The 25,275-nt window shown below is 47.5% G+C and carries 20 protein-coding genes; 6 read left to right on the top strand and 14 right to left on the bottom strand.

The features are described 5' to 3' along the window. The first annotated feature begins 11 nt into the window (after positions 1 to 11). From ATG66_RS01140 to ATG66_RS21150, 4 genes are all read left to right on the top strand, one after another. The gene (locus ATG66_RS01140) at positions 12 to 2,717 is read left to right on the top strand and encodes a GH92 family glycosyl hydrolase (protein ID WP_098413581.1); all 2,706 of its coding nucleotides are present in this window, start codon (positions 12 to 14) and stop codon (positions 2,715 to 2,717) included. A 72-nt stretch (positions 2,718 to 2,789) separates the two neighbouring features. Then, complete coding sequence (locus ATG66_RS01135; RefSeq protein ID WP_098413580.1) at positions 2,790 to 5,246, top strand: GH92 family glycosyl hydrolase; 2,457 nt, start codon at positions 2,790 to 2,792, stop codon at positions 5,244 to 5,246. A gap of 89 nt (positions 5,247 to 5,335) precedes the next feature. Then, a complete protein-coding gene (locus ATG66_RS01130) occupies positions 5,336 to 7,816 on the top strand; it encodes a GH92 family glycosyl hydrolase (RefSeq protein WP_098414483.1) in 2,481 nt (826 codons plus the stop codon). A gap of 79 nt (positions 7,817 to 7,895) precedes the next feature. After that, positions 7,896 to 8,174, top strand: a complete 279-nt coding sequence (locus ATG66_RS21150) for a transposase (protein WP_179885559.1) — start codon at positions 7,896 to 7,898, stop codon at positions 8,172 to 8,174. An 86-nt stretch (positions 8,175 to 8,260) separates the two neighbouring features. Here ATG66_RS21150 and ATG66_RS01120 read toward each other — a convergent pair whose 3' ends face one another. The 3 genes from ATG66_RS01120 to ATG66_RS01110 all read right to left on the bottom strand — a co-directional run bounded on the left by ATG66_RS01120 (position 8,261) and on the right by ATG66_RS01110 (position 10,495). Then, positions 8,261 to 8,470 (bottom strand): hypothetical protein, encoded by a 210-nt coding sequence (locus tag ATG66_RS01120; RefSeq protein ID WP_098413578.1) that lies wholly within the window; start codon positions 8,468 to 8,470, stop codon positions 8,261 to 8,263. Positions 8,471 to 8,573: 103 nt separating this feature from the next. Next, a complete protein-coding gene (gene groL, locus ATG66_RS01115; protein ID WP_098413577.1) occupies positions 8,574 to 10,172 on the bottom strand; it encodes a chaperonin GroEL in 1,599 nt (532 codons plus the stop codon). A 32-nt stretch (positions 10,173 to 10,204) separates the two neighbouring features. Continuing rightward, complete coding sequence (locus ATG66_RS01110) at positions 10,205 to 10,495, bottom strand: co-chaperone GroES (RefSeq protein ID WP_098413576.1); 291 nt, start codon at positions 10,493 to 10,495, stop codon at positions 10,205 to 10,207. A gap of 263 nt (positions 10,496 to 10,758) precedes the next feature. Between ATG66_RS01110 and ATG66_RS01105 the strand changes: the two genes are divergently transcribed. Further along, positions 10,759 to 11,109: a rhodanese-like domain-containing protein gene (locus tag ATG66_RS01105; RefSeq protein WP_098413575.1), complete on the top strand. Its 351-nt coding sequence runs from the start codon at positions 10,759 to 10,761 to the stop codon at positions 11,107 to 11,109. A gap of 251 nt (positions 11,110 to 11,360) precedes the next feature. On the opposite strand, the gene ATG66_RS01100 is transcribed toward ATG66_RS01105, so the two are convergent. The 5 genes from ATG66_RS01100 to ATG66_RS01080 all read right to left on the bottom strand — a co-directional run bounded on the left by ATG66_RS01100 (position 11,361) and on the right by ATG66_RS01080 (position 16,473). Next, positions 11,361 to 11,624 (bottom strand): DUF3012 domain-containing protein, encoded by a 264-nt coding sequence (locus tag ATG66_RS01100; protein WP_098413574.1) that lies wholly within the window; start codon positions 11,622 to 11,624, stop codon positions 11,361 to 11,363. Positions 11,625 to 11,785: 161 nt separating this feature from the next. Further along, a complete protein-coding gene (gene fni, locus ATG66_RS01095; protein ID WP_098413573.1) occupies positions 11,786 to 12,805 on the bottom strand; it encodes a type 2 isopentenyl-diphosphate Delta-isomerase in 1,020 nt (339 codons plus the stop codon). Between the two features lie 467 nt (positions 12,806 to 13,272). Next, positions 13,273 to 13,959 carry an N-acetylmannosamine-6-phosphate 2-epimerase gene (locus tag ATG66_RS01090; protein ID WP_098413572.1) on the bottom strand — a complete coding sequence of 229 codons (687 nt, stop codon included), beginning with the start codon at positions 13,957 to 13,959 and terminating at the stop codon, positions 13,273 to 13,275. Continuing rightward, positions 13,956 to 15,497: a PTS transporter subunit EIIC gene (locus ATG66_RS01085; protein WP_218925165.1), complete on the bottom strand. Its 1,542-nt coding sequence runs from the start codon at positions 15,495 to 15,497 to the stop codon at positions 13,956 to 13,958. Before ATG66_RS01085 ends, ATG66_RS01090 begins: the two co-directional genes overlap by 4 nt. A gap of 124 nt (positions 15,498 to 15,621) precedes the next feature. Further along, positions 15,622 to 16,473, bottom strand: coding sequence for a MurR/RpiR family transcriptional regulator (locus ATG66_RS01080; protein ID WP_098413570.1), 852 nt, complete (start codon positions 16,471 to 16,473; stop codon positions 15,622 to 15,624). Positions 16,474 to 16,826: 353 nt separating this feature from the next. On the opposite strand from ATG66_RS01080, the gene ATG66_RS01075 reads away from it, so the two are divergent. Further along, entirely contained in the window at positions 16,827 to 19,490 is a 2,664-nt protein-coding gene (locus ATG66_RS01075; RefSeq protein ID WP_373560820.1) for a DUF2339 domain-containing protein, read from the top strand. 90 nt (positions 19,491 to 19,580) lie between these two features. Here ATG66_RS01075 and ATG66_RS01070 read toward each other — a convergent pair whose 3' ends face one another. The 6 genes from ATG66_RS01070 to flgH are packed head-to-tail and all read right to left on the bottom strand — an operon-like array spanning position 19,581 to position 25,267. Further along, positions 19,581 to 20,621 (bottom strand): flagellin, encoded by a 1,041-nt coding sequence (locus ATG66_RS01070; RefSeq protein WP_098413568.1) that lies wholly within the window; start codon positions 20,619 to 20,621, stop codon positions 19,581 to 19,583. A 17-nt stretch (positions 20,622 to 20,638) separates the two neighbouring features. Continuing rightward, positions 20,639 to 21,538, bottom strand: a complete 900-nt coding sequence (gene flgL / locus ATG66_RS01065; protein ID WP_098413567.1) for a flagellar hook-associated protein FlgL — start codon at positions 21,536 to 21,538, stop codon at positions 20,639 to 20,641. Between the two features lie 12 nt (positions 21,539 to 21,550). Continuing rightward, the gene (gene flgK, locus ATG66_RS01060) at positions 21,551 to 22,924 is read right to left on the bottom strand and encodes a flagellar hook-associated protein FlgK (protein ID WP_098413566.1); all 1,374 of its coding nucleotides are present in this window, start codon (positions 22,922 to 22,924) and stop codon (positions 21,551 to 21,553) included. Next, positions 22,925 to 23,464 carry a rod-binding protein gene (locus ATG66_RS01055; RefSeq protein WP_098413565.1) on the bottom strand — a complete coding sequence of 180 codons (540 nt, stop codon included), beginning with the start codon at positions 23,462 to 23,464 and terminating at the stop codon, positions 22,925 to 22,927. It abuts the gene before it with no gap. A gap of 10 nt (positions 23,465 to 23,474) precedes the next feature. Then, complete coding sequence (locus ATG66_RS01050) at positions 23,475 to 24,596, bottom strand: flagellar basal body P-ring protein FlgI (RefSeq protein ID WP_179885558.1); 1,122 nt, start codon at positions 24,594 to 24,596, stop codon at positions 23,475 to 23,477. Then, complete coding sequence (gene flgH / locus ATG66_RS01045) at positions 24,596 to 25,267, bottom strand: flagellar basal body L-ring protein FlgH (RefSeq protein WP_098414482.1); 672 nt, start codon at positions 25,265 to 25,267, stop codon at positions 24,596 to 24,598. The genes ATG66_RS01050 and flgH overlap by 1 nt, the downstream gene beginning before the upstream one ends. Positions 25,268 to 25,275 lie beyond the last annotated feature (8 nt).

The following is a 25,275-nucleotide window of genomic DNA, read 5'->3' as shown; positions in this document are numbered from 1 at the left end:
GAATAAAAACAATGAAACTAAAAAGAACCCTACTCTCTACCGCAGTGTTAACCGCCATGCTTGGTCTTGCTGGTTGTGGCAGCGACTCTGATCCAGAAACTCCGGTTATCTCTACCCCAACTTTGGAGTTCGTTGATACCTTGATCGGTACTAAAGGTCTTGGCAACGTTAACCCATCTCCAGTCATGCCAGAAGGTATGATTCAACCTTCACCAGATAACTTCGATCCAAACGGTTGGAATGGCAAAGGCTCGCCTGTTGAATACGATCCAGTGCACAGCCTGCTTTCTGGCTTCTCAATGACCCACATTTCTGGCGCAGGTAAAGGCGACCTAAACGACTTCGCCTTCTTGCCATATACAGGCTTTAATACTGACGCCGTGACCATGGATAAAAGCTCGGAAGTGGCAGAAGTTGGTTACTACTCGGTTGACCTTGTAGAAACCGGCGTAAAAGCTGAACTGTCGGCAACCGACCGCGTGGCCTTCCAACGTTACACCTTCAAACCGGGTGAAGACCGCAAAGTGCGCATCGATCTTCAACACGAACTGTTGGAGCAATACGGCAACCACTCTCGCAGCATTTACTACAAACGCGTTAACGACACCACTGTCGTAGGCGCGCGCACCTCAAACGAATGGGGTCAATGGCAAACCGTCTTCTTCGCGGCAGAATTCTCTGAACCAATCATTGAAGAGACCCTGTACACCAAGCTGGCTTCTGAAAGCAAACTGACTCCAACCGATGCCACCGAAGTCGGCTTGGAAGATTACCGCGGCTACGCTGAGCATAAGCCAATGCCGGACGAACCAGAGCCTAACCCAGAACGTTTGGCAAAGCGCGCAAACGATGTCCTGACCCATCTGAACTTTGGTAAGAGCGACGAGCCATTGGTGGTCAAAGTGGCGGTTTCTGGTACTGGCGTTGACGGCGCACTGAAAAACCTAGAAGCGGACACCAACGGCTGGGATTTCGATAACGTCGTACAACAAAACCGAGTGGCTTGGGAAAACATCCTTGGCGAGTTTGAACTGGAAGGTGGCAACAAAGCCGACAAAACCATGTTCTATACCTCGCTCTACCGTACGTTTGTTGCCCCATTCCTATACCAAGATGTGGATGGCAAATACCGCGGAATGGATGGCAAAGTGCACCAAGCGGAAGATGGCTTAGTGAATTACTCGGTGTACTCAATGTGGGATACCTTCCGCGCCGCACACCCGCTGAAAACTATCATCGATAAAGACCGTGCGATTGAACACACACGCGATCTATTGAACAAATACCAAACGGGCGGCGTGCTGCCAAAATGGGAACTGCACTCGGATTACACCGGCGAAATGGTCGGTCACCCAGCAGTTTCGGTGATTGCTGACATCATGGTTAAACATCCAGAAGCGTTCACGATAGCGGAATTTGATTTGGCATTAAAAGCCGCCGATGACACAGTGAATTTCAATCTAAATAAAATCGAAAGCTGGGTACCTTACCAAAACGCTTGGAGCGGCGACAAGCGCTTCACGGTCATGACGCGTCACAACTACTACCAAGAAGATGTTGGTTTCATCCCAGCTAACATCAAATGGTCACCAGGTTCAGGTGACAAACCGGGTTACGTAGAAGGTTTGAAAATCGACAAATACGACGAGTTAGTCAACGAGTCGGTTTCTTACGGTCTTGAGAATGCTTACTACGACTGGTGTATCGCCCAAATTGCCAAACTTGCGGGCAACGACCAGCAGTACGACCGCTACATGGCACGTTCTGAATCGTTCAAAAACTACTTCGATTACAACCCAGAACAATACGGCAAGTTGCAAGACACCAAAGGCAACGCATTGGGTGCAACGGGATTTATGCGTCCGGCTTACATGAACAGTGGCAGAAAGGTTTGGGCAAACAACCTGAAAGCAGACTGTTTGGACGAGAACATGGCGTTGTCTATCCCAGGTGGTATGGATTACAACGCATGTAAAGACCGCAAAGCACTCAACGAAAGTGACGTGTTCTGGCCTTACCGCGCCGAGCACCGAGGTGAAGACTTCACCGAAGGCAACACATGGCAATGGACATGGTTTGCACCGCACAACTTGAACGGTCTTGCTAATGTGATGGGCGGTGAACACATCGACCGTACTGACTTCTCACTTCCTGAAGACGTTACCGAACAAGGAAAAACGGCATTCCTAGCCAACCTGAACGCTCTGTTTAATGCCGACCCCAACGCTGATACCAGTCAATCACACGATATGTCTGGCTACATTGGTCAGTTCGTGATGGGTAACGAGCCTGATCACCACGTGCCTTACCTATACAACTGGACGGCAGAACCTTGGAAGACACAAGAAATCGTCGACCAAGCGATGAACGAGTTCTACCACCCAACGCATGAAGGTCTGATTGGCAACGAAGACGTCGGTCAGATGTCGGCGTGGTACGTGATGTCTGCATTGGGCTTCTACCAAGTCACACCGGGCGAAGCAAGCTACACCATCGGTCGTCCTCTGTTCGACAAAGCCGTGATTCCAGTCGCGGACGGTAAATTCACCATCACCTCAGAAAACAACAGCCAAGAGAGCATCTACGTGAAGTCGGTGACCATCAACGGCAAACAATTGAGTGACAACTTCAGCTTCGCGCACAGCGATTTGAAAGACGGTGGTGAGCTGCATTTCGTTATGACTTCAGACAAATCTGAAGCGATGAAAGTGCAGTAACCGATACCTATCCAAATAACGAAAGGGGGCACCTAGCCCCCTAAAAAACTTCACTTCAGTGGAACCATAAAAATGAAACTAAAAAGAATCCTTATCTCTACCGCTATTCTCGCTGCCATGCTTGGTCTTACTGGGTGTAACAGCGATGACGACAACAGCAACTCTGGCAATCCATCCCTCGACACGACTTTGACCCAACACGTCAATCCATTGATTGGTACGGGCGCAGACGGTCACACCTACCCGGGCGCGGTTGTACCTTACGGTTTGGTACAACTTTCTCCTGATACCGAAATGGAAGGCTGGGGCTCTGCCGCAGGTTACTTCGACCACGGTAAGCTGACTGAAATCCCAGTATATGGCTTCTCCCACACTCATCTTTCTGGTACAGGCATTACCGACCTTGGTGACATCTTAGTTCTGCCATTTACCAAAAAAGAAAACGCCGTTTTCAACACGTTCGATAAAGACAACGAAACCGCAGGAGCGGGCTACTACGCGGTTGAACTGAACAAAGGCGAAATCAAAGCCGAGCTAACCACGACCCAACGTGTTGGCTTCCACCGTTACACCTTCAAAGAAGGCACCTCGCCACACATCAAATTCGACCTAGACCACACCCTCAACAAAGGTCACTTCAACAACCGCACCATGAAGGGGGGGTTAGAATTCATCGACGCTTACACCATCCGCGGTTTACGTAGCTCGAACGGCTGGGCGAACAACCAACACGTGTACTTCTACGCCACCTTCAACCAACCTATCGTCAAAGCCATTGCTTTGGTTGACGGCGCAGAAACCGAAATCGATGTAAACAACGACAACATCGATGCGCTGAAAACCATTGCTTACCTAGAGTTCGCACCGTCATCAACACCGCTGGAAATCCAAGTTGGTCTTTCACCGACAGGGACAGAAGGCGCTGAGAAAAACCGAGAAGCAGAAGCGAAAGACGTGTCATTTGATACCGCGCGCGCTCAAGCCAACGACGCATGGCACCAAGAGCTTAGCCGCATGATGGTATCTGGCGGCACGGAAGATCAGAAAGAGATCTTCTACACTGCGCTTTACCACGCATCTATCGCGCCAATGATTTTCCAAGATGTCGACGGTCAATACCCTGCGATGCGTACTCGCATTCAAAAAGACGCAGGTGACACACCAAACTACTCTGTGTACTCCATGTGGGATACCTTCCGCGCAGCGCATCCACTGAAAACCATCATCGACCCACAACGTGCCGAAGAGTTTGCCAACGACCTGATTCGTAAATACGAAGACGGTGGCATTCTGCCGAAATGGGAACTGCACAGCCATTACACGGGCACTATGATCGGCTTCCCTGCGGTTTCTATCATTGCTGACGCGATGGCAAAAGGGTTAGACATCGACCCACAACTTGCCAAAGAAGCGGCTGAGTTTACCGTGCGTTACCACGAGGCTTCTGAATTCCCAGATTGGACTGAAGACAACAACATTGGCGCAGCAAACGTTGTGCAAGTGAAGGTGTACGAAGAAAACGGTTTTGTTCATCACGGCTACTGGAACAGTGCGTCTTACACGCTTGAGTTTGCATACGGCGACTGGGCAATGGCAGAAATCGCGCGCATGGCTGGCGATGTAAAACTGCAAGAAGAGTTTATGACTCGTGCCGATAACTGGCTTAACCATTGGGATGCAGAGACTGGCTTCTTACGTCCGAAAAACCACCCACTCAGCTCATCACCAAACAAACCGCCATTGGAGTTCAACCAACCCGCTGATGAAGATCGTTTGGACGAGTGTGAAATGGTTGAGTGGCCAGAAGGCTCAGGCGTGATGAAAGAGAAATGCCCACTGCTACCATTCGACCCTTACTACGTGGACGAGTTTGCCTACACAGAGGGTAATGCGTGGCAATGGAAGTTCCAACCAATGCACGATTTCAGCCGTCTGAAACAAGAAATCTACCAAGCAGACTTGGCGCAAGGTAAAGACACCACGCCAGAAAAAGCCTTCCGTGAAGACTTGGACGAGCTATTCAATGCACGTTCTTCAAACACAGGTGAAGAGCTGCCAGACCTAACGGGTTACATCGGTCAGTACATGCACGGTAACGAGCCATCGCACCACATTCCTTACCTATACGCGCTAACGGATGAGCCATGGAAAGCGCAAGAGTACCTAGACCGCATCATGTCAGAGATGTACACCAGCGAGCCAACCGGTTTGATTGGTAACGAAGACGTAGGTCAGATGAGCTCTTGGTACTTGATGTCGGCAATGGGCTTCTACCAAGTGACGCCTGCGGATCCGATGTACACCATCGGTCGCCCTATGTTTGATGAAATCACCATTCCAGTGGAAGGCGGCGAGTTCAACGTCATCGCAGACAACAATAGCCCACACAACAAATACGTGAAGTCCGTAACCATCAACGGCAGACCGCTGGATGCAAACTTCACCTTCAAACACAGCGAAATCAAAGCAGGTGGCGAGCTTCACTTCGTCATGACGGGGGACAAGCAAGAAGCGCTTCAAGCTCAGTAACGTTTTATGTAATTCGTGTTTAGAGAATAAGCAGATAAATCAACTCATTGGCAGGAAGTGATGCGCTTCCTGCCTAAGGAATCAAGATGATGAACTTTAAGAAAACCGCTATCACAACCGCTGTGATGGCAAGTGTTATTGGCTTGGCTGGCTGCAATGAAGGCGACGATAACACCTCACTAAGCGTCGATACTTCCAACCTAAAATACGTCGACCCATTCATTGGGACAGGCTTTAACGGACACACCTTCCCAGGTCCTGTTGTGCCAGAAGGCATGGTGCAACTTTCTCCAGATACCGAGCTGATCGGCTGGCACTCTTCTTCAGGTTACCACTTCGATAAAAAGACCCTATTTGGCTTCTCCCACACTCACCTATCCGGCACGGGTATGGGCGGCTTAGGTGACATTCTGTTCCTGCCGTTTACCGAAGATAAAGCTAAGTACATTAAAGACAGCAACGACTACCGCGAAGCGATTTCAGTCAAGATGGACAAAACCTCAGAAGTGGCAGAAGCAGGTTACTACTCGGTAAAAATTGCAGAGAGCGGCATCAAAGCTGAGCTTACGGCTTCTGAACGTGTCGGCTTCCACCGTTACACTTACCCGCAAGGTCAACCACAACGTTTGAAGATTGATCTTAACTCCATCCTTAACAGTGACTGGGGTGCGACCTCTCTGCGTAACAAACTGACGGTGAGTGAAGACGGACATACCATCACGGGCGAGCGCGATGCGGCGCACTTCTCTGGTTGGGCGAAAAACCAAAAAATCTACTTCTATGCGACTTTCGATAAGAAGATCAAAGACGTCTACATCCTTGCCAATGGTAAGCCTGTTAATGGCCTAACGGCAGAGCATGTTTCTGAATTGATTTACGATGACCGAGGTAATCCAATTAAACATGTCAAAGCGGACGTCACTGCCTACATCGAATTTGAAGGTGAAGCCTCACAAGAGTTGAACGCGCAAGTGGCGTTGTCTGCGGTTGACCCACAAGGTGCAGAAAACAACTACGATGCTGAAGCCAACGTATCTTTTAATACTGCACGCAACAACGCCCGAGAGAAATGGGCAAAAGCACTCAACTTCTCCATCGAAGGGGGCACAGAAGATCAAAAAGAGATCTTTTACACTGCGCTTTACCACACCAAGATTGCGCCTATGGTGCATCAAGACGTGGACGGTCGATTCCGTGGCATGGGCAAAGGCTCGATTCGTGAAGGCGAAAGGGAATACTCCATCGCTTACGGTCAAGCGACAGAAGAGCAGCCAAACTTCTCGGTTTACTCCTTGTGGGATACCCAACGTGCATTACACCCACTGAAAACCATCACTGAACCAACCCGCGCGGTTCAATACGCGAAGAATCTAGTTCAGAAGTACACTGAAAGCGGCTTGCTGCCGAAATGGGAGCACCTAGGCGACGAGACAGGCACCATGGTTGGCTACCCAGCGGTAGCAGTGATTGCGGATGCGATCACCAAGTTCCCAGAAGAGTTTACTCAGCAAGAGAAAGAGCTGGCGCTGAAAGCAGCGATCGACTCTTCGACTTACGAGAACTACCCAGCACTACAAGCAGATTGGGATCAAGGCGTATTGGATCGCACCTTAACCAAGCATATCGATTACATTGAGAAAAACGGCTTCACGCCAGCCATCCAACGTGTCGATGGTGAACCAGTGTTTCAAGACTACACGGTCGAGTCTGTTTCTTACGGTCTGGAAAACGCGTTCTACGATTGGGCTATCGCGCAAATCGCCAAAGCAGCGGGTGATACTCAAGCGGAAGAGCAATACCTTGAACGTTCGAAAGGCTACAAAAAGTACTTCGATTACAACCCAACAGAATACGCTGAACATGGCGTAACGGGCTTTATGCGTCCAGTGATGATTGATGAAACCTTCATGACACCATTCGACCCATACGGTACAGAACACGAGACAGGCAACTACACCGAAGGTAACGCGTGGCAGTGGACTTGGTTTGTACCGCATGACATCGCGGGCTTAAAAACCATCATGGGTGGCGATGCTGAATTCCAGAAAAACCTAAAAGCAACCTTCACCGCAGAAAGCCAAGGGACAGAAACACCGGATATGTCTGGTTTGATTGGTCAAGTTGCGTTTGGTAACGAGCCTTCACACCACATTCCTTATCTATTCAACTGGACTGCAGAACCATGGAAGACACAACAAGTCGTCGACCACATTCTTGATGACATGTATTTCGCTGCACCAGAAGGCGTAGTTGGTAACGAAGACGTGGGCGCAATGTCAGCGTGGTATGTGATGTCTGCACTTGGCTTCTACCAAGTGAACGCGGCAGAGCCTATTTACACTGTGGGTCGCCCACTGTTCGACAAAGCGATAATTCCAGTCAAAGGTGGCGCGTTCACCATCACCACAGAAAACAACGCTGATGACAACATGTATATTAAATCTGTCACCATCAACGGCAAAGAACTGGATAATGCTTTCTTCTTCGAGCATTCCGAATTAAAACCGGGTGGTGAGTTGCACTTCGTGATGACAGGTAATCAATCCGAAGCGATGAAAGCGCCGAAATAACTTGCATTTGAGAAGTCCTCTTCAAGCTAAGTTATCCTGAATTCGGGATAAGAATAGACAGGAACTAAAAGCTGGTTCTGTGATCAGCTTTTTATTTACTCATGTCAAAAGAGAACCGACAACCATTAAGTTTATTGATTCTACGAGTATTAAAGTCTGTCACAATCTGCGCATCCCTAAGCATAACGTCTTCAAGAAGATGGTTTCATGGGGCAAAGGAACAGAGGGTTGGTTCTATGGGTTTAAATTTCATATCATCACCAATCATCTTGGTGATGTTGTAGCGGCCAAGCTTATCCAGCCAACATCGATGACCGAGTTCCTGTACCTGAACTATCCAAAGGACTACGTTATATAAATAAAGCGCTGGCAGAGAATTTAAAAGCGGATGGCATGACACTCATAAACAAAAAACAGCCAACATTACGTTGGCTGTTTTTGTTGTTAATGAATCACTCGTGCACGCGTTTTTAATAATTGAGACAGGTCGATCGTAAATATCGTCACTGTCGGCCATTTAGGCAGAGCATTTTCGATTGAAAACTCTGGCCCAGCTGGCACGAGGGGGAAGCGAATAGCAGCAGGCCACTTTGTCGATGACTCACGACCACCAGACTCGGATATCGAAAAAGAAAACGCGGGTAAACGGATCATAACACTTACCTCAATGACCGATGAGCGGGCTCGGGTGAGCCCGCTTAGCTTGTTCAAGGTTATCGTTACTTAACGCTTACTTAATCACTAGCGAACCTCCTGACTAGAAATTAAGCTCTTTGTCTTCTACGTGGTTGGTGATCATCGCCTCTGTGGTGATCATTAAACCAGCCACAGACGCCGCGAATTGAAGCGCAGAACGCGTTACTTTCGCAGGGTCCAAGATACCCATTTCGATCATATTGCCGTATTCACCTGTTGCAGCGTTGTAACCGTAATCTGCATCACCCGCTTTTACAGCGTTCGCGACCACGGAGGCTTCATCACCGGCGTTGGTTGCGATCTGACGAAGAGGCTCTTCCATTGCACGTAGTGCTACGCGAATACCTACATTTTGGTCATCATTGTCACCTTTTAGATCTGCCAATTCTTTCGCGATCTTAGTCAAGGCAACACCACCACCAGCAACGATACCTTCTTCAACCGCGGCGCGAGTTGCATGTAGAGCATCGTCTACGCGGTCTTTTTTCTCTTTCATTTCCACTTCAGTTGCAGCGCCGATCTTGATCACCGCTACACCACCAGAAAGCTTCGCAATACGTTGCTGTAGCTTGTCTTTATCGTATTGAGATGTCGTGGTTTCGATTTGTTTTTCAATCGATGCCACACGGTTAGCAATCGCATTGGCTTCCGCCGCACCACCTACAATGGTGGTCGTATCTTTGGTGATGGTGACTTTCTTCGCGCTACCTAGTTGCTCTAGGGTTGTTTTTTCCAACTCTAGCCCGATTTCTTCAGCAATGACTGTACCTGCGGTTAGGACCGCAATGTCTTCCAGCATCGCTTTGCGGTTGTCACCAAAGCCTGGCGCTTTCACCGCCGTTGCTCGCACAATACCGCGCATGTTGTTTACAACCAATGTCGCTAGCGCTTCGCCTTCGATGTCTTCAGCAATGATCAATAGTGAGCGAGAAGATTGCGCCACCGCTTCTAGCACTGGCAACAGCTCACGGATACTGCTGACTTTTTTATCCACCAACAGAATGTATGGGTTGTCTAGTTCTACGCAGCCGTTTTCTTGGTTAGTGATAAAGTATGGCGACAAGTAGCCACGGTCAAATTGCATGCCTTCAACCACAGACAATTCGTTGTCTAAACCTTGGCCTTCTTCAACCGTAATCACGCCATTGCGACCAACTTTTTCCATCGCTTCAGCAATGATTTCACCAATCTCGCGGTCGCTATTCGCTGAAATACTGCCGACTTGGATGATGGATTCTTTATCGCTGCATGGTTTAGACAGTTCACGTAGCTTCTCAACCGCGGCTTCGGTTGCTTTATCGATACCACGCTTTAGGTCCATTGGGTTCATGCCGGAAGCAACGGCTTTAAGACCTTCATTGATGAAAGATTGCGCCAGCACAGTTGCAGTGGTGGTGCCGTCCCCCGCTTCATCATTCGCTTTGGACGCCACTTGTTTCACCATTTGTGCGCCCATATTTTCGAACTTATCTTTTAGTTCGATTTCTTTCGCCACAGACACACCATCTTTGGTGATGGTTGGCGCACCGTAAGATTTGTCTAATACAACATTGCGGCCTTTTGGACCTAGCGTGACTTTTACTGCGTCTGCCAGTAAGTTCACACCTTTAAGCATTTTTTGACGTGCGTCACTAGCAAATAATACGTCTTTTGCAGCCATGATTATCTCCTCAAAAAACTACTACAAAAAAATTACTCAACAATTGCTAACACATCCGATTCGGACAGAATCAAGTATTCTACGCCGTCAATTTTTTCAGTTTTTACGCCGTAGCCGTCATTAAAAATAATCTCATCGCCTACTTTGACTTCCATCGCAGCGCGCTCACCATTGTCTAAACGCTGACCTAAACCAACAGCAATCACTTTCCCGCGGTTTGATTTCTTCACCGACTGAGAAGTTAGAACGATTCCCCCTTCAGATTTATTTTCTACCGCTTGTCTTTCAACAATAAGCTTGTCATTTAAAGGACGGATTTTCATTTTTGAAGTGCCTCCTACTGAGAATCAAAATAAAAGTCATATTGAACATAAAGAGAGGGTTGTGAGTCGACGGCTCGCCTTCGGTGAGAATAATAAGGTCGAAACAAACAAGTTCAAGGGAAAAATCGATAAAATTTTTTTGTGATTCCGAACAAAATCTTCTATCTGAAATTTTAATAAATCTAGACGGTGATGCTTCTATGATGGCAAGGTTTTCGGACAAAGCCTACTGTGGTTACATGAATTGAAAGGACGATGGAATAATGAAAAAGGCAATTTCTCTACTTCTCGCCACCCTTAGCATGAGTTTGGTATCGTTCAATGGGTTTGCTTCAGAGCGCGCGGAACAAGGTTGGCAATTAATTGAACAAGGCGCAATGATTGTTGATGTTCGCACGCCGCAAGAGTTCTCTGCTGAGCACTTAGATAATGCTGTTAACGTCCCTCTCTCCGAGCTCGACCAGCATGTTAAAGGCATCAAAAAAGATCAATCGATTGTGCTGTATTGCCGCACGGGCAACCGTTCTGATAAAGCGTATCAATACCTGCAATCGCACGGATTCACAAATCTACATAACGCTGGCGGCTTGGAAGAACTGCAAAGTGCGAAATAACGTTGCGAGTCAATGAATTAATAGAGTGCATTGTGGTTTGTTAGCGGCATTGCGCTCTATAACAAACCATACTGGTTGCGGCTCCCTCAGGTATTTCATCTCTCAATGTGCAACGCGGTGTTGCCACATAGGCATCAGCCTTTGAATATAAACACTCTAAATTCGGCAACCCTAGAGACAAAAACACCAAGCGTTTTGCTTGGTGTTTTTCCCGCTGAATGTCGTCTTAGCTAAGACGGTTTCACGCCTGTTCAGAAAATGCAGTGCTTAGTAAAACTGGTCGCTTCATTTGCGGTCCAGTCACCTTTTGGTTTGTCTTTTAGGTTTTGACACCATTGCTCGCTGCCCACACCATCTTGCAGCACACAATACTTTGCAAAATCCACGGCATTATCGGCTGTCCACTCTGTTTTGGGCTTATCGCGCATATCGTTACACCAAGCCTCGGTGCCAATTTCATCACTACAAGCAGTTAAAGCTGCCGTCGCCAACAGTAGCATGACTCGTTTTTTCATAAGTGTAAGGTTCCAATTTTAAACAATATTTTTGGGTATGAGCTTGTTGAGGTGACTTTTGTATCAACTATAACTGTATCAACTATAACGAAATTATTCGTCTAGGTGTTAAGGCTTCGACAATATCTCGTTCATGATTCAGTTTATGCGCAGAGCTTAGGCTACAAGCGGCGAGCTTTCGTTAAAGCCCCAAGGTTAGTCGCGCCCGTACCAAAGCACGCTAAACGCAACTCTAGCGCCATTTGCTCAAAGTGATCCACCACCGATTGGGTACTAATGGTTGCAGCGTTCAATACGCCTCCAGCTTGCCCGACTAGGTTTGCGCCTAGGTGAATCGCTTTCGCGGCGTCTAATCCGTGACCTATGCCCCCAGATGCAATTAGAGGCAATCTTGGCGACTGAGAACGAATTTGTTGTAAACATGTCGCGGTTGGGATGCCCCAATCACGAAACAACTCGGCAGCACGCCGCATCTTGGGGTTATCTTGGCAATACCCTTCAACTGCGCTCCAACTGGTGCCACCAGCTCCAGCCACATCGATGGCATCAACGCCTGCATCGACCAATCGCTTCGCTACTGCGCCGCTCATACCAAAACCGACTTCTTTGATAATAATAGGAACACTCACACGCGATTTAAGCTTTTCAATCGCATGCAACACGCCAATCCAATTATGGTCGCCGTTTTTCTGCAACGCTTCCTGCATTGGGTTCACATGCACAAACAGAGCATCCGCTTGGATAAATTCAACCACTCGTTGTGCATTCTCCAACTTATTTTTGTCACGCAGCTGCGCCGCGCCAAGGTTGGAATACAAAGGCACACCTTGGGCTAAAGCACGTATGGTTCTGCCTAAACCGGAATGTTGACTTTCCTCTAAACTGATGCGCTGTGAGCCAACCCCCATTGCAATACCCAACTCACTCGCCGCTTCCGCTAAACGGCAGTTGATCGCTTCTGCGTCTTTTGCACCGCCCGTCATTGAGCTGATCAAAAATGGCAGGGCCAGCCGATGACCAAGAAATTCTGTCGACAGATCGATAGCGTTAAAGTCACACTCTGGCAGCGCGCAGTGCTCAAACTCGATAGACTCAAAGCCCGCTGTTTTCTGTTTCATGTTCATATCATGATGTAAAACAGCGTCTAGATGTAAATCTTTTCGGTTCGTGTGCGGAGCCATAATGTCACCCTAAATTAAAACAGTCGCGCAGTATTACGATCCTTACTAGTAACGTCAATGCGAAATTTCTGAATGCCATCTATTGCTTTTCCGAAATCGGTTACTGGTAACGATGTATTAAGCCAAACCCGAGGCTTAAGTAGCATGATTCGTCCAAGGTTTAAATCCTTCTTGGCCGACCTTAGTATCTAAGCTTGGATAATAAACGGTTCAGATGCCAACCTAATCGCTTACTCCAATTGGCGGTAATATCCTATTGCGTCCCTTCGGGGAAGATCAACGATACAATAATGCCCTTTGTCGCAAAGTGACGCTGAAGTACCACGATAGTGATTTCAAGGTATAACGAAGCGTCGCGAGGAAGCTCTGTCGTTCGAGGATAAAAATTAGGGAGGCTATAAAAATAGCCTCCCTAATTTGTTTACCATCCATACCTTGGGGGAACTAAGGTATTTTTTAAGGATGGATTACTTGAGAGCGGTGACAAATCGCTCAGTAATTTGTTGAGGTCTTGTAATGGCGCCTCCCACCACAACAGCATGGCAACCTAACTCTAAACAGCGCTTCGCCATTTCTGGTGTCGCCACGTTCCCTTCCGCTATCACAGGCAAAGCCACTTGCTGCAAAACCTCTTTTAAAAATTGGAAGTCATCGTTAAACAATTTGCTGCCGTTTGTTTCGCTGGTATAACCAAATAATGTTGTAGAAACACAGTCAAAGCCCAGTTTCTCGGCATTCACGGCCTCATCAACACTCGAGATGTCTGCCATCAACAAAACCAGTGGGTACTTCTCACGAATAGTGTTCACTAAAGCATCCAACTTCAAATCATTCGGTCGCTTACGAAAAGTTGCGTCTAAGGCGATCATTTCAGGCTTGGCTTGCATCAGCTCGTCAACTTCGGCCATTGTCGCGGTAATAAACACGTCAGAGTCATCAAAATCACTCTTGATAATCCCAATCACCGGTAGATCAACCGTCGACTTGATGGCTTTTATGTCCGCGACAGAGTTTGCTCGGATCCCAGCAGCACCACCTTGTTTGGCTGCCAGCGCCATTCTGGACATAATGAAATCACTGTGAAGCGGCTCATTTTCCAAGGCCTGACAAGAGACGATGAGACGATGCTGAATGGTTTGGAAAAATGGATTCATAGATTTAAGTACTCTTCTAGTTCGTTTTTAACGATCGTAACGTGTGGACCATAGATCACTTGAACGCCATTCCCTTTGGCCACGACGGCAACCGCCCCTGTCGCCTTCAATCCTTGCTCACTGATTTTTGACGCATCTTGCAGAGTCAACCTTAGTCGAGTCGCACAGCAATCTACTTCTTTAATATTACCTGCCTCACCCAGATGCTTCACAATCGCACTTGCTCGCTCCGTTCCTGTCGCGTTGGATGCCGCTTCCTGAGCCTCGTCTTCACGCCCCATCGTTTTCAAATCAAATTTAGAAATAACAAAACGGAATGTGAAGTAGTAAAGGAAGAACCAAGCTGAACCAATCACTGGCACCATCATCCAGTTGGTTTTTGCTTGCCCTTGCAGCACACCAAATAAGATAAAGTCAATAAAACCACCAGAGAAAGTTTGACCAATGGTAATTTCAAACATGTGCGCGAGCATGAACGCAAAGCCATCAAATACTGCGTGAATAAAATAAAGTACTGGAGCAACAAACAAGAACGAGAATTCTAATGGTTCTGTGATACCGGTCAAGAAAGAAGTCAGCGCAGCTGAAAGCAATAATCCACTCACACGTGCTTTATGCTCTGGCTTAGCACAGTGATAGATAGCCAATGCCGCCCCCATGAGACCAAACATCATGGTGATAAAACGACCGGACATAAAGCGTGACGTTCCGATAAAGTATTGCTGAACCGAAGGGTCGGCCAATTGTGCAAAGAAAATTCGTTGTGTACCTTCGACCATCACACCATTCACCGTCTCTGCGCCACCTAATGCGGTCGTCCAGAATGGTAAATAGAAGATATGGTGCAGACCAAATAACCCAAGCATACGAAGAATAAACCCGTATAGCAGAGTCCCAACATAACCCGTGCTTTCAATCAGTCCGCCCATACCAAAAATACCCGATTGGATTTTTGGCCAAACTAGGTACATCAACGCACCCAATACGATTGCGGAAAACGCCGAAACGATGGGCACGAATCGAGAACCACCAAAGAAACCTAAGAATTTTGGTAGCTCTATATTGCTATAACGAGTATGGAGAATGCTCGCCATAATCCCCACGACTACGCCACCAAACACGCCTGTATCAAGAGTTTGAATGCCTAGGATTAATCCTTGTCCAACCGCACCGAGGTTGTCAGTGGCTAGAGCACCTTGCAAAGAGAGCATTGAGCCTATCGTCGCATTCATGACAAGATAAGCGAGCAAAGCCGCCAAGCCGGCGGTTCCCTTGTCACTCTTTGCTAATCCGACAGCAACGCCCACAGCAAACAAAACGGGTAAATTGCCGAATACGACCGCACCAGCCGCTGTCATGATTGTAAAAATCGCTTGCAGAAAAGGAATATCAAGAAAGGGGTAAGCTATCAGCGTGTTCGGGTTCGACAAGGCACCACCGATCCCTAACAGTAAGCCGGCTGCTGGAAGCACGGCTATTGGCAGCATGAACGACTTACCAAATTTTTGTGCCGTTTCAAAAAATGAAGAACTAGGCATAAAATAAAACTCCATAACATTTGTTGTTGCGGAGTATTACTCCACACATTGGCGTGACATACTACTCACCGACACAACATCTGTGAGAACAATCACACAAAAAGTATGGGGTATGAATGACGTTTTACATTATGGATTGGGTTGTTTTCAGTTTATTACGCTTCGCTTGATCCATGTCAGAACGCACCAACTCGGTGTAAAGAAGATCCAAAACAAACATTTGCGCAATTTTTGTTCCCAAAGAATCTCCTTGCAACCAGTTTTCACGATTGCCATTGAGCAAAACTTCATCTGCATGACCACAGATGCCAGACTGCGAATTGTGGGTAAGCGCAACAGTAAACGCACCAGATTCTTTGGCGATAGCTAAAGTTTTGATCGTTTCTGGAGACTCACCAGAATGGGAAATGGCGACTACGACATCTTGTTCGCTGAGTAGCGAAGCTTTCATGTACATAAAATGATTATTGGATATCGCATCCACATTTAAGCCAATGCGCATAAGTTTATTTTTGGCTTCTTCTGCTGTGATCCCAGAAGAGCCTACGCCAACAAAGATGATTGACTCAGCGTTGGATATACGTTCAGACACCGCACGCAAAGTACGGAAGTCAAGTAAAGCGCGAGTCTCGGACAAGACCTGCTGGATGATCATCTGAAGCTTGTCTGCCACTAATGGCATTTCATCATTGAGGTCGATTTCACTCGAAAGCAGGCCAGGCTCATGGGCGTGGTTCTTGGCCAAAGAAACGGCCAGCAACATCTTGAATTCGTGGTAGCCGCTATATCCAAGCTTCTTACAGAATCGAATCAGGCTCGCTTCTCCCACACCACAAGCATTTGCCAACTCAGAAGTCGACAGAGTTGCAATGTTTTCCGGATGCTCTAGCACAAAATCGGCAATTCTCTGAAGAGAAGCTGTCAAGCTCCCTCGCACACTTCTAATGCCTGCTAATACGTCTTTTAAATCGTTCATTCAATAACTCAGCGACTGATAAACCACTTTGCTAGTGGTCAACTGTACAAATATTAAACTTCTGTATCAGTAAACGGCTCATTGTATAGTATTTTTATCTGCATGATTAATGTTTTAGTATTTTGAAGAAATAGAAACCTGAATCGACACGCATTGGTGGCTTTATTGCTGGGTTAATATAGAAAACAAGACTACCTTAAGAAGGGCATCAGCCTCAGGCTATATAATGCTTTTCAAGCATAAGGCATGCGCTAAGCTTTAGCATAAGTGCTTCAGCTTAATCATCCTGTACCGTGAGATAAAATCGGCAGAGGGCAAGGAGAAATGGATTGTACACAACATTAGCACTGCTCATGGCGCTGCTTGCTCTCCTTATCGGAGTGAAAGCGACTGGTCGAGTATCACGTCAGGAAAAAGAATTAGACAAGCTTCGGCAGGAGCTCAACTCACTGCAGAACCATCTACGCCGTGATGCGCACGAGGAGCCCGCTCAGCAATCACACATGGCGGCAGAGTCCCGCCAGATGCCTTCCCATGTCGCGGCAAAGACTGAACACATAAGCTCACCCGATTCAACTATCGATAACACGCTTGTCGATTCAGTGCCATCACCTGATGTCACACCTCAAGCGCAACCCCAACCAAGCAGCATAGTCTTAGACGTATTTGAGCAAAAAAACGAACCATTCTTCCTCAACAAACTCCAGGATCTGCTAGCTAATATCCAAGAAAACTGGTTGGTTTGGGTCGGCGCACTTGCCATGCTGATTGGTGGCGGGTATCTCGTGCAAGTGATTGGTAGCCATATTGAGTTTTCACCACTGATGCGTGTCTCCTTTGCATTGACTCTGTCTTTAGCGATGGTGCTTGCCGGCGAGGTATTTCACCGTAAAGAACAACACAGTCCCGATCGAGCCAAACGCGCTCAAGGCTTCACTTATGTCCCTGCCGCCGTGACGGGGACTGGATTAACAGGCATTTATTGTACGGTCATTTTTGCCTTTGTTATCTATCAAATGCTAACACCGAGTGTCTCGCTGATCATTTTGGCAGTAACCGCTTTGTTCAGCTTGGCGCTGTCACTGCGACAAGGGCCACTAATGGCCGTGCTAGGTTTGATTGGCGGATACACTGCGCCACTGTGGATTGGCAGTGCAGAGCCCGACTATTACGTACTGGCAGGTTACATCAGCGCCATCTCAATCGCCGCCACATTACTGATGCAGATCGTCCGCCAGAGCTGGATTTCCCCTAGCATTGCGCTTGCTCATGTGTTGTGGATGCTGCTGTTAATTGAGAGCATTCCGACCGAGATTTTGTTCTCTTGGTTAGCCGTCTACCTCTCACTGACACTGTATCTTATTTTCGCCGTACCCAGAATGGGTTGGGCACTTAACCGTCGTTATCACCATCACCAAAAAAAATGGACAAACCCACCAACCGTAACGTCTATTGCGATTGCGTTATTGACGTTTTCTGCCGTGACCAGAATGCCAGCGATAAATATTTTGCAAATGACGTATTGCTTTACTTTACTCGTTGCCGCGGTATGGCTGCCCGCGCTACGTAAAGGCTGGTCATTACGAGTCTTCTTGCCGTCTATCGTGGTATTCGCTACGGCGATAATGGTTCTCTCTATCGCTTTTGACACACTCTATCTGCCTGAGCATAAAGCGAGCATCTTGTTCGCTCTCGCGGTCAGTATTGCGCTCATTTGCGGCAGAACGTACGCCCAGTCACTCTGTGATCGCTCTCAATTAAGTGGTGTGCTTTTATTGGTGCTCGCTCCGGTGATGAGCTTAATCAGCTTGTTTTATATCGACGAGTTTATCCCAAACTACGCATGGCACTGGACCCTCTTTTGTGCCCTCATCGCCCTTTATTACGTTCTTTTAGGTCAACGCCTGACCGTGCTGATGTCTGAGTGCTCTGCAATCGTTCATGCCTTGATTGCGGGCGTCGCTTTTGTTTGGTTAAGTGACACGTGGTTAACCACGGCGATTTCAGTGCAAGTGGCCGTGATGGCGTTACAAGCTCAATCACAGCGGTTTCCTCCGGCCAATTGGGCGGTGAAAGTGGTCATGAGCATACTGACCATTCGCCTCACGCTTTTGCCATTTATCCCCGAATGGCAACCGATTGAAACAGAACATTGGGCCTGGGTGATTTTAAGTTATGTGCCGTCTCTGGTTATCTTACTGTACGCTCGCGCGGTGTTAATTCGAATGGATTTTGAACTCGCTAACTGGTTTGAAGGTGCATTTTTACATGTTTTCTTAATGGCATTGTTCACCCAAACCAACTACTGGTTAACGGGGCAATATGGCTACTTGGGACAGATTGATTTCACTAGCGCCATCGTTTTTGCGAACCAAGCCTTGGTGATGGGCTTAATCTATAGCTACCGAAGTCAATTTGCTCAGCAGTTAAGTCGTGTCTATCAGGCCTACAGCTACTTACTGTGGTGTGTGTTCGCATTGTTGCTCATTTTACTCAATACGGTAGAGTCTCCACTCGCGGCTGACAATGTCTCAGCGCAGGCAATACCGATATTTAATATGTTGAGTGTTGGTTGGTTACTTCCTGCATGTGTCTTGCTTACAGCAGTGTTCAAAGGCTGGAATACATTACAAATTCATCGCTTTGCGGTTGCTAGCCTTGGGTTCACACTGGTAGCTATCTGGTTAGGCATGTCGATTCGCCAGTTCTGGCAAACGACATCAATGATGCTGTTTCAGCCAACGAGTATGGCCGAGCTATTTAGCTATTCGGTTGCAGGTTTACTCGTGGGCGGGCTACTGACTTGGCGAGGCGTTACCCATAAAGGGTTAATGATGCAGCGCATCGGCTTAATTGTACTCGCGTGTGTGGCACTAAAGGTATTTTTATGGGATGTCAGTTCTCTCGATGGTTTCTGGCGCGCGATCAGTTTCTTAGGGTTGGGGGCGTCTTTAATTGCACTCGGTTGGTTGTTCCAAAAATTACACCGCTCCGTAGCAAGAGCTTTAGAACCATAAATAAAATGGAAAGGAAGATTCCCGAGGATGCGTTGTTGTCGTTATTGGGGGGCGGCAACAATGCAACGTCGGAAATCTTTGAGGGACTGGTTATTTCAGCAACGCAACCACGGTGTGGCGACGCACGTTTGCTTGTGCATTTAACGCTTGGAAAGTCGACGTAAACTCTCCTGACGCATGCATAAAACCATCGAGTTTTTTATTCACATCATCAATAGAAAGTGGGGTCGTTTTATTTTGAACCGAACGCATTTGAGTATTCAGTTCACCATGAAATGCTTTGGCTTCTTGTAAACTGGTTTGCACTTGTCTTAGATGCTGGTTCACTTTGGCAATAGTTTGTTTAATGCCATCACGCGATCCTAAGTTAAAACTCAGCTCTGCAATACCATCAGGCTCTGACTTCAGATTAAGCACATTGGGTTGACCTGCAGGGAAGCGGTGTCCTTCGCCAGTCACCATTACTTTCTGTTGCATTTGCTGATAAGCATGGTCTCGTGCTTCAAACAAAATGCTGCCATCTTCTGCTAATGACGCGCGCATTCCTAAAGCAATCAAACTACGATCAAGCATTTTGACCGTACGTGCACCATCCGCCTGTCCATCAAACTGAATCATCACCGCTTGACCTTGAGGAAAGTCCAAACGAATTTGCTCAGCTTTGTCGCTTAAACGATGTACGTTCAAGCCTGGAATAGAAAAACGGCGAATGTCTGCTTTATCTAGCTCTAGATGCAGTTCGTTATTTAACACCTTCTGCCCATCAAACCGCGCCTGCTCCACAACCTGCTGAATCGTCGCTTTCGAGCCCACTAGCGTCTCTTGCAAGCCAGGCACATTTTGCGCCCCTTGGGTCACGGCTTGCGTCAAGCCACGTTTTATTTGTGTAAGCTCTTTACCAATAACTTGTAACGATTTAGAGGCAATTTGTACAGCCGTTGCTTGCTGCTGACCTTGCGTCAATTGAATGCCAGAAACGGAATAAGCCGACGCTGTGTCAGCTTGAACCTGAGTCGGACGCGGTTTAATGGCTGCGCTTGAGTCAGCGGAGCGCGTCGGCATGATAGAGGCTTGTTCTTGTCCACCCAGTCGTATGCTGTGTGGCCTAACCTCTACTGTGCTCATTACCATAAATGAATTTCCTAACCTTAAATGCGATCAAACAACGACAGGTCGTTGATCTTAACATAGCTTGCTTGCGTTGCCTGTAACGCGGCCATGTAATTGCTCAAGCGTACCGATGCTTCGCCGTAATCGAGCGCTGATAAGTCACTCGTGACCTTGTCAACAAACAGCTTGTTTTCACCGTGTGCGCCATCCATTTGATCAAGGTTGTTATGCCGACCACCAATTTCGGTCATCGCACCTAAAACATTGGCTAACGTATCATCAATTGCGGTCAGGCTCGCGTCTACCTCTGCTTGAAAATTTGCACTTGGGTTCTCAAACTCTGCAATTAAAGCATCCATTTGGTTAAGAACGTTATCACCGCCACCAAGCTCAAGCAGGTCTTTTGCCGTCATATTCGCTTCCATGGTCACGCCTTTCGCCACGGTTACAACACGTTTGTCATTATTGCCATCCACCACATAACCGCCAGCTGTATTATTTACCGCAGCAGTGTCTGTTTTGGTACCAGAGAACAAATAATGTCCTTCTTCATCCTGAGCATTGAACGACGACTCTATCGAGTCTCGGTAACTCTTAAGCTCAGTAATCATACCTGCGCGGTCTTGATCGTTGAGTGAACCATTCGCGCCCCAAAGCACGAGATCACGCATACTTTTCAGGCTTTCATTAACCGTATCCAAATGCGTTTCTTGAGAAGAAAGCGTGGTTTTAAGGTTGGCGATGTTACTTTGATACTGACTGATTGCACTGTTTTCACGGTCAAGATTAAGTAGCTTGATGGACGCCATTGGATCATCGGACAGCTTGGTGAGCCGATCACCCGTTGCCATCTGTTGAAGTACCTGCCCTAAGCCTGCATTGTTGGTTTGCAAGCTTTGCAGCATCATTTGACTAAATTGACTGTCACTGATTCGCATGTCGGGTTTCCTTTAGAATAACTGCAGTACCGAGTCAAACAATTGATTCGCTGTACTGATCACTTTCATGTTGGCATTGTGCGCGTTGGCGAATGTCATCAGATTCGCTGCTTCTTCATCACTGTTTACCGCGCTTACATTGTCGCGCGCGGCATGCGCTTGCGTATTCATCGCTAATTTTGCTTCAAAATCCGCACCAGCTTGACGTGCCTTGATCGCCGTTTCACCGACCATCGCGGTGTAGGCATCGTTCAAACTCAACGAGCCGTAGCCAGTCACTGCAACGGGTTTATTACTAAGCTGAATCAGCTCATTTAGCATATCTGCATTGCCTGGAGTGCCATCACTTGAAAACGCTAAGTCTTTCGCCTCAATATCGGTGATTGTAAGGCTGGCAGCCGGGTTGGCTGGATCATAGCTAAACAGCGGCTTACCCGGATTTCCGTTTAAGTCGGTTCCGGTCGCTAGCACGGCGTTATATTCATCTGCAAGTGCTTTTGCCATATCGTCCAGAGCCACTTGGTTCGGTTTAAGAACGTTCGTTTGGTAATCAGAAACAGCGCCAAGCTTACCGCCAACTGACTTGTTGATCGCAAAGCTTTGTGTGGCAAAATCAACACTTAAATCCGCAAGGTAAGGGTCATTAGGATCTGGTTTTGCTTTCAATTGACCGTAATCCGATCCCATCACAAGCGGTTGACCAGAGGTAAGCGTTACTTGGGTACTACCGTCTGGTTGATCGTTTGTTTTAATTTCTACGATTTGCGAAAGTTCGCCAATAAGCGAGTCGCGCGTGTCCATTAATTGCGCTGGATTACCACCCGTGCCTTGCATTTCGACGATCTGCTTATTCACCTGAGCAATATTAGCCATCAGACTATTGCCCTGTTCAACCGCCGCATTACGCTGATCACTCATGTCCTTCTGCTGATTATGCAGCGATTCTGTCAGTGTATTAAAACGGCGCGCCAAAGCTTCAGATTCATTGATAATTTGCTGACGGTAAGGGATCGACTCCGGCTTAACCGTAGCGTCGTTAAGCGCCGCGTTCAGCGAGTCTAAGCCTGAGGAGATATTAAACCCATCCGCGCCTAACGTATTTTCTAACTGGCCCATATTGCTGTTATAAGCAGACGCATATGCCGCTAGACTATTCGTTGACCACGTTTGCTTAACAAGAAACTGATCGGTAACACGGCGAATACTGGTTACTTCCACCCCCATACCCGGGCTGAGTCTGTTGGCTTTTCCATCGCCAACTGAGGCCATCAACGCTTGCTGACGACTGTATCCAGGCGTATTGACATTGGCCACATTCTGCGCCGTTACGTCAAGTGCAACACGATTCGCGTTTAAACCTGAAAGGGCGATATTTACAAGGTTCATTTACAGCTCCATTTTCCTGATCAGCGGCTGAGAAAACGCGGTGCTTAAACCGGCCTCACCTAGGACTTGTTTAACAGAGGCGACGGTTTCAGGCTTAGCGTTAAATAGACCCGTGTTTTCCTCTTGTACCTTCAGAGAAAGCGATTCGGAATCATCTTGCTTACCGTCGTTGGCTGGCGATACATTACGCGAGGTATCAAACGCGACTTCTTGCATTGATGGACTGAGTTGCTGGATGAGCATGTTCGCGATTCCAGAGCCCTGTTTTTTAGCCAATTCCATCGCCAATTGGCCATCGTGCATATCACGAAAAACGCCTTGTTGTTGACTTGAGAACGGGCTGTCCTTATCTGCTAACACATCACTGCTGCTGCGCATTTGACGCAGTACCATTTGTAGAAACATCGCCTCAAATTGACCAGCAACGACTTCAAGAGCCCCTTCCTGATCACGACTTTGTTTGATATTGGCAAGGGTGCTCTGGTCGTGATACAGCATCGAGTTGAGCTGAGTTTGATCATGGGTACTGTCTAGTTTCATCCTTAACTCCTTAAATCACTACCAGTTCAGCATTCAGCGCACCAGCTTCGTTCAATGCTTGTAAAATCGACATTAAGTCGGTGGGTGTTGCACCTAAACTGTTTACGGCACTCACAATAGTGTTAAGTTCGGTTCCTGGTGGCCAAATCACCATTTGAGCCAAATCCTCATTAACATCAAGGTCAGTTTGGTTAACCGCTGTCGTGTCGCCATTTGCAAATGCATTCGGCTGACTCACTTGCTGCGATTCAGAAATCCGCACGGTCAAGTTGCCGTGACTCACAGCGGCTTCACTCACTTTAACGCTCTTCCCTATCACGACGGTTCCGGTGCGAGAGTTAAAGACAATACGTGCAGGTTTACGCCCTTCCTTAACACTCATCTCTTCGAGCATCGACATCATCACAACACGTTGTTGTGTGTCTTTTGGCGCACGCATATCCACTCGCGCTTTATTGATTGCCACCGCCACATTGGGACCGAAAGTATTGTTGATTTCACGGGCAACATTTTTTGCGGTCGTAAAACTTGGCTTACGCAAATTCAAAGTCACTTCATCTCGCTGATTAAAATCTGTTTTAATCTCGCGCTCTAGCGTTCCGCCATTAGGGACACGACCCACTGTCGGTGTGTTTATTTCAATTTTTGAGCCACTGCGTCCTTCTGCTGACAAACCGCCAACCACGACATTACCTTGCGCAATGGCGTACACTTCACCATCAACACCACGCAAAGGCGTCAGTAATAGCGTACCGCCACGAAGACTTTTCGCATCACCAATCGAAGACACGACTACGTCCAAGTTTTGTCCTGCCCCGGCCATTGGGTCAACGGAGGCTGTGACACTGACGGAGGCCACGTTACGCAATTTTGGGTTCATGCTGTCATCAATTTGAACCCCAAACTGACGCAACATATTAGTGATCGATTGTGCGGTGAATTTCACTTGGTTTCGGTCACCTTGTCCGGCTAAACCCACCACCAAGCCATAACCGACCAGTTGGTTTTCTCGGATGCCTCGCACATCCACCAAGTCCATGAGCGGAATTTCCCCTTTAGCCTGTGAAGTGGCTGGGAATCCTAAGATCAACGCCAATAGGAAAGACGTAAAAAAAGATTGCATTGACTTCATTAGAAAGGTATCCATGGGCTGTTGAAGAACTGAGTCAGCCACCCGGCTGCATTGCTATCTGCCAATGCACCGCGTCCTGCGTAGGTAATACGCGCATCCGCAATTCGTTGAGAAGAAACTTGGTTACCGCGATTAATATCATCGACACGAACGATGCCCGTTAAACGGATAAACTCGTCACCTTGGTTCAAACGAAGCCATTTTTCGCCGCTGATTCGCAGTACACCATTAGGCAAAACTTCATGCACGGTTACCGTGATTGCACCTTGCAGCTTGTTACCTTGAGAGCTGGAAGAACTGCCATCAAAGCTACGGTTGCCATCGATACCCACACCAAACTCATCAAATGTTCTTGTGCCAATGGTCGGTACTGCGAAGTTCACCGCAGAACTTTTACCAAACTGAGTACCCGCCTTTTTACTTGATGACGTTTCTTCTGAAAGTTCAACCGTTAACACATCACCGACTCGGTAAGCACGACGATCCTGAAAGAGGGTCATCGTGTATTGGTGACGATAAAGGCTACCAGACTGCGTTTCCGGTAACGTGTAATCAAGTGTTGGTGGCGCATATTCCTCGGCATTTGGCTCAGGCGGAATAAATTCCTGACGGCCAGCACACCCCACCAGCAACACGGCGGCTACAGCCCAACTCTTAGAAAGCCATTTCATTGCTTTTT

It is taken from the genome of Vibrio sp. ES.051, from assembly GCF_002563795.1.
GTDB lineage: Bacteria > Pseudomonadota > Gammaproteobacteria > Enterobacterales > Vibrionaceae > Vibrio.
The sequence above is the reverse complement of the archived record's forward strand: the minus strand, read 5'-3'. Positions and strand labels throughout refer to the sequence as shown.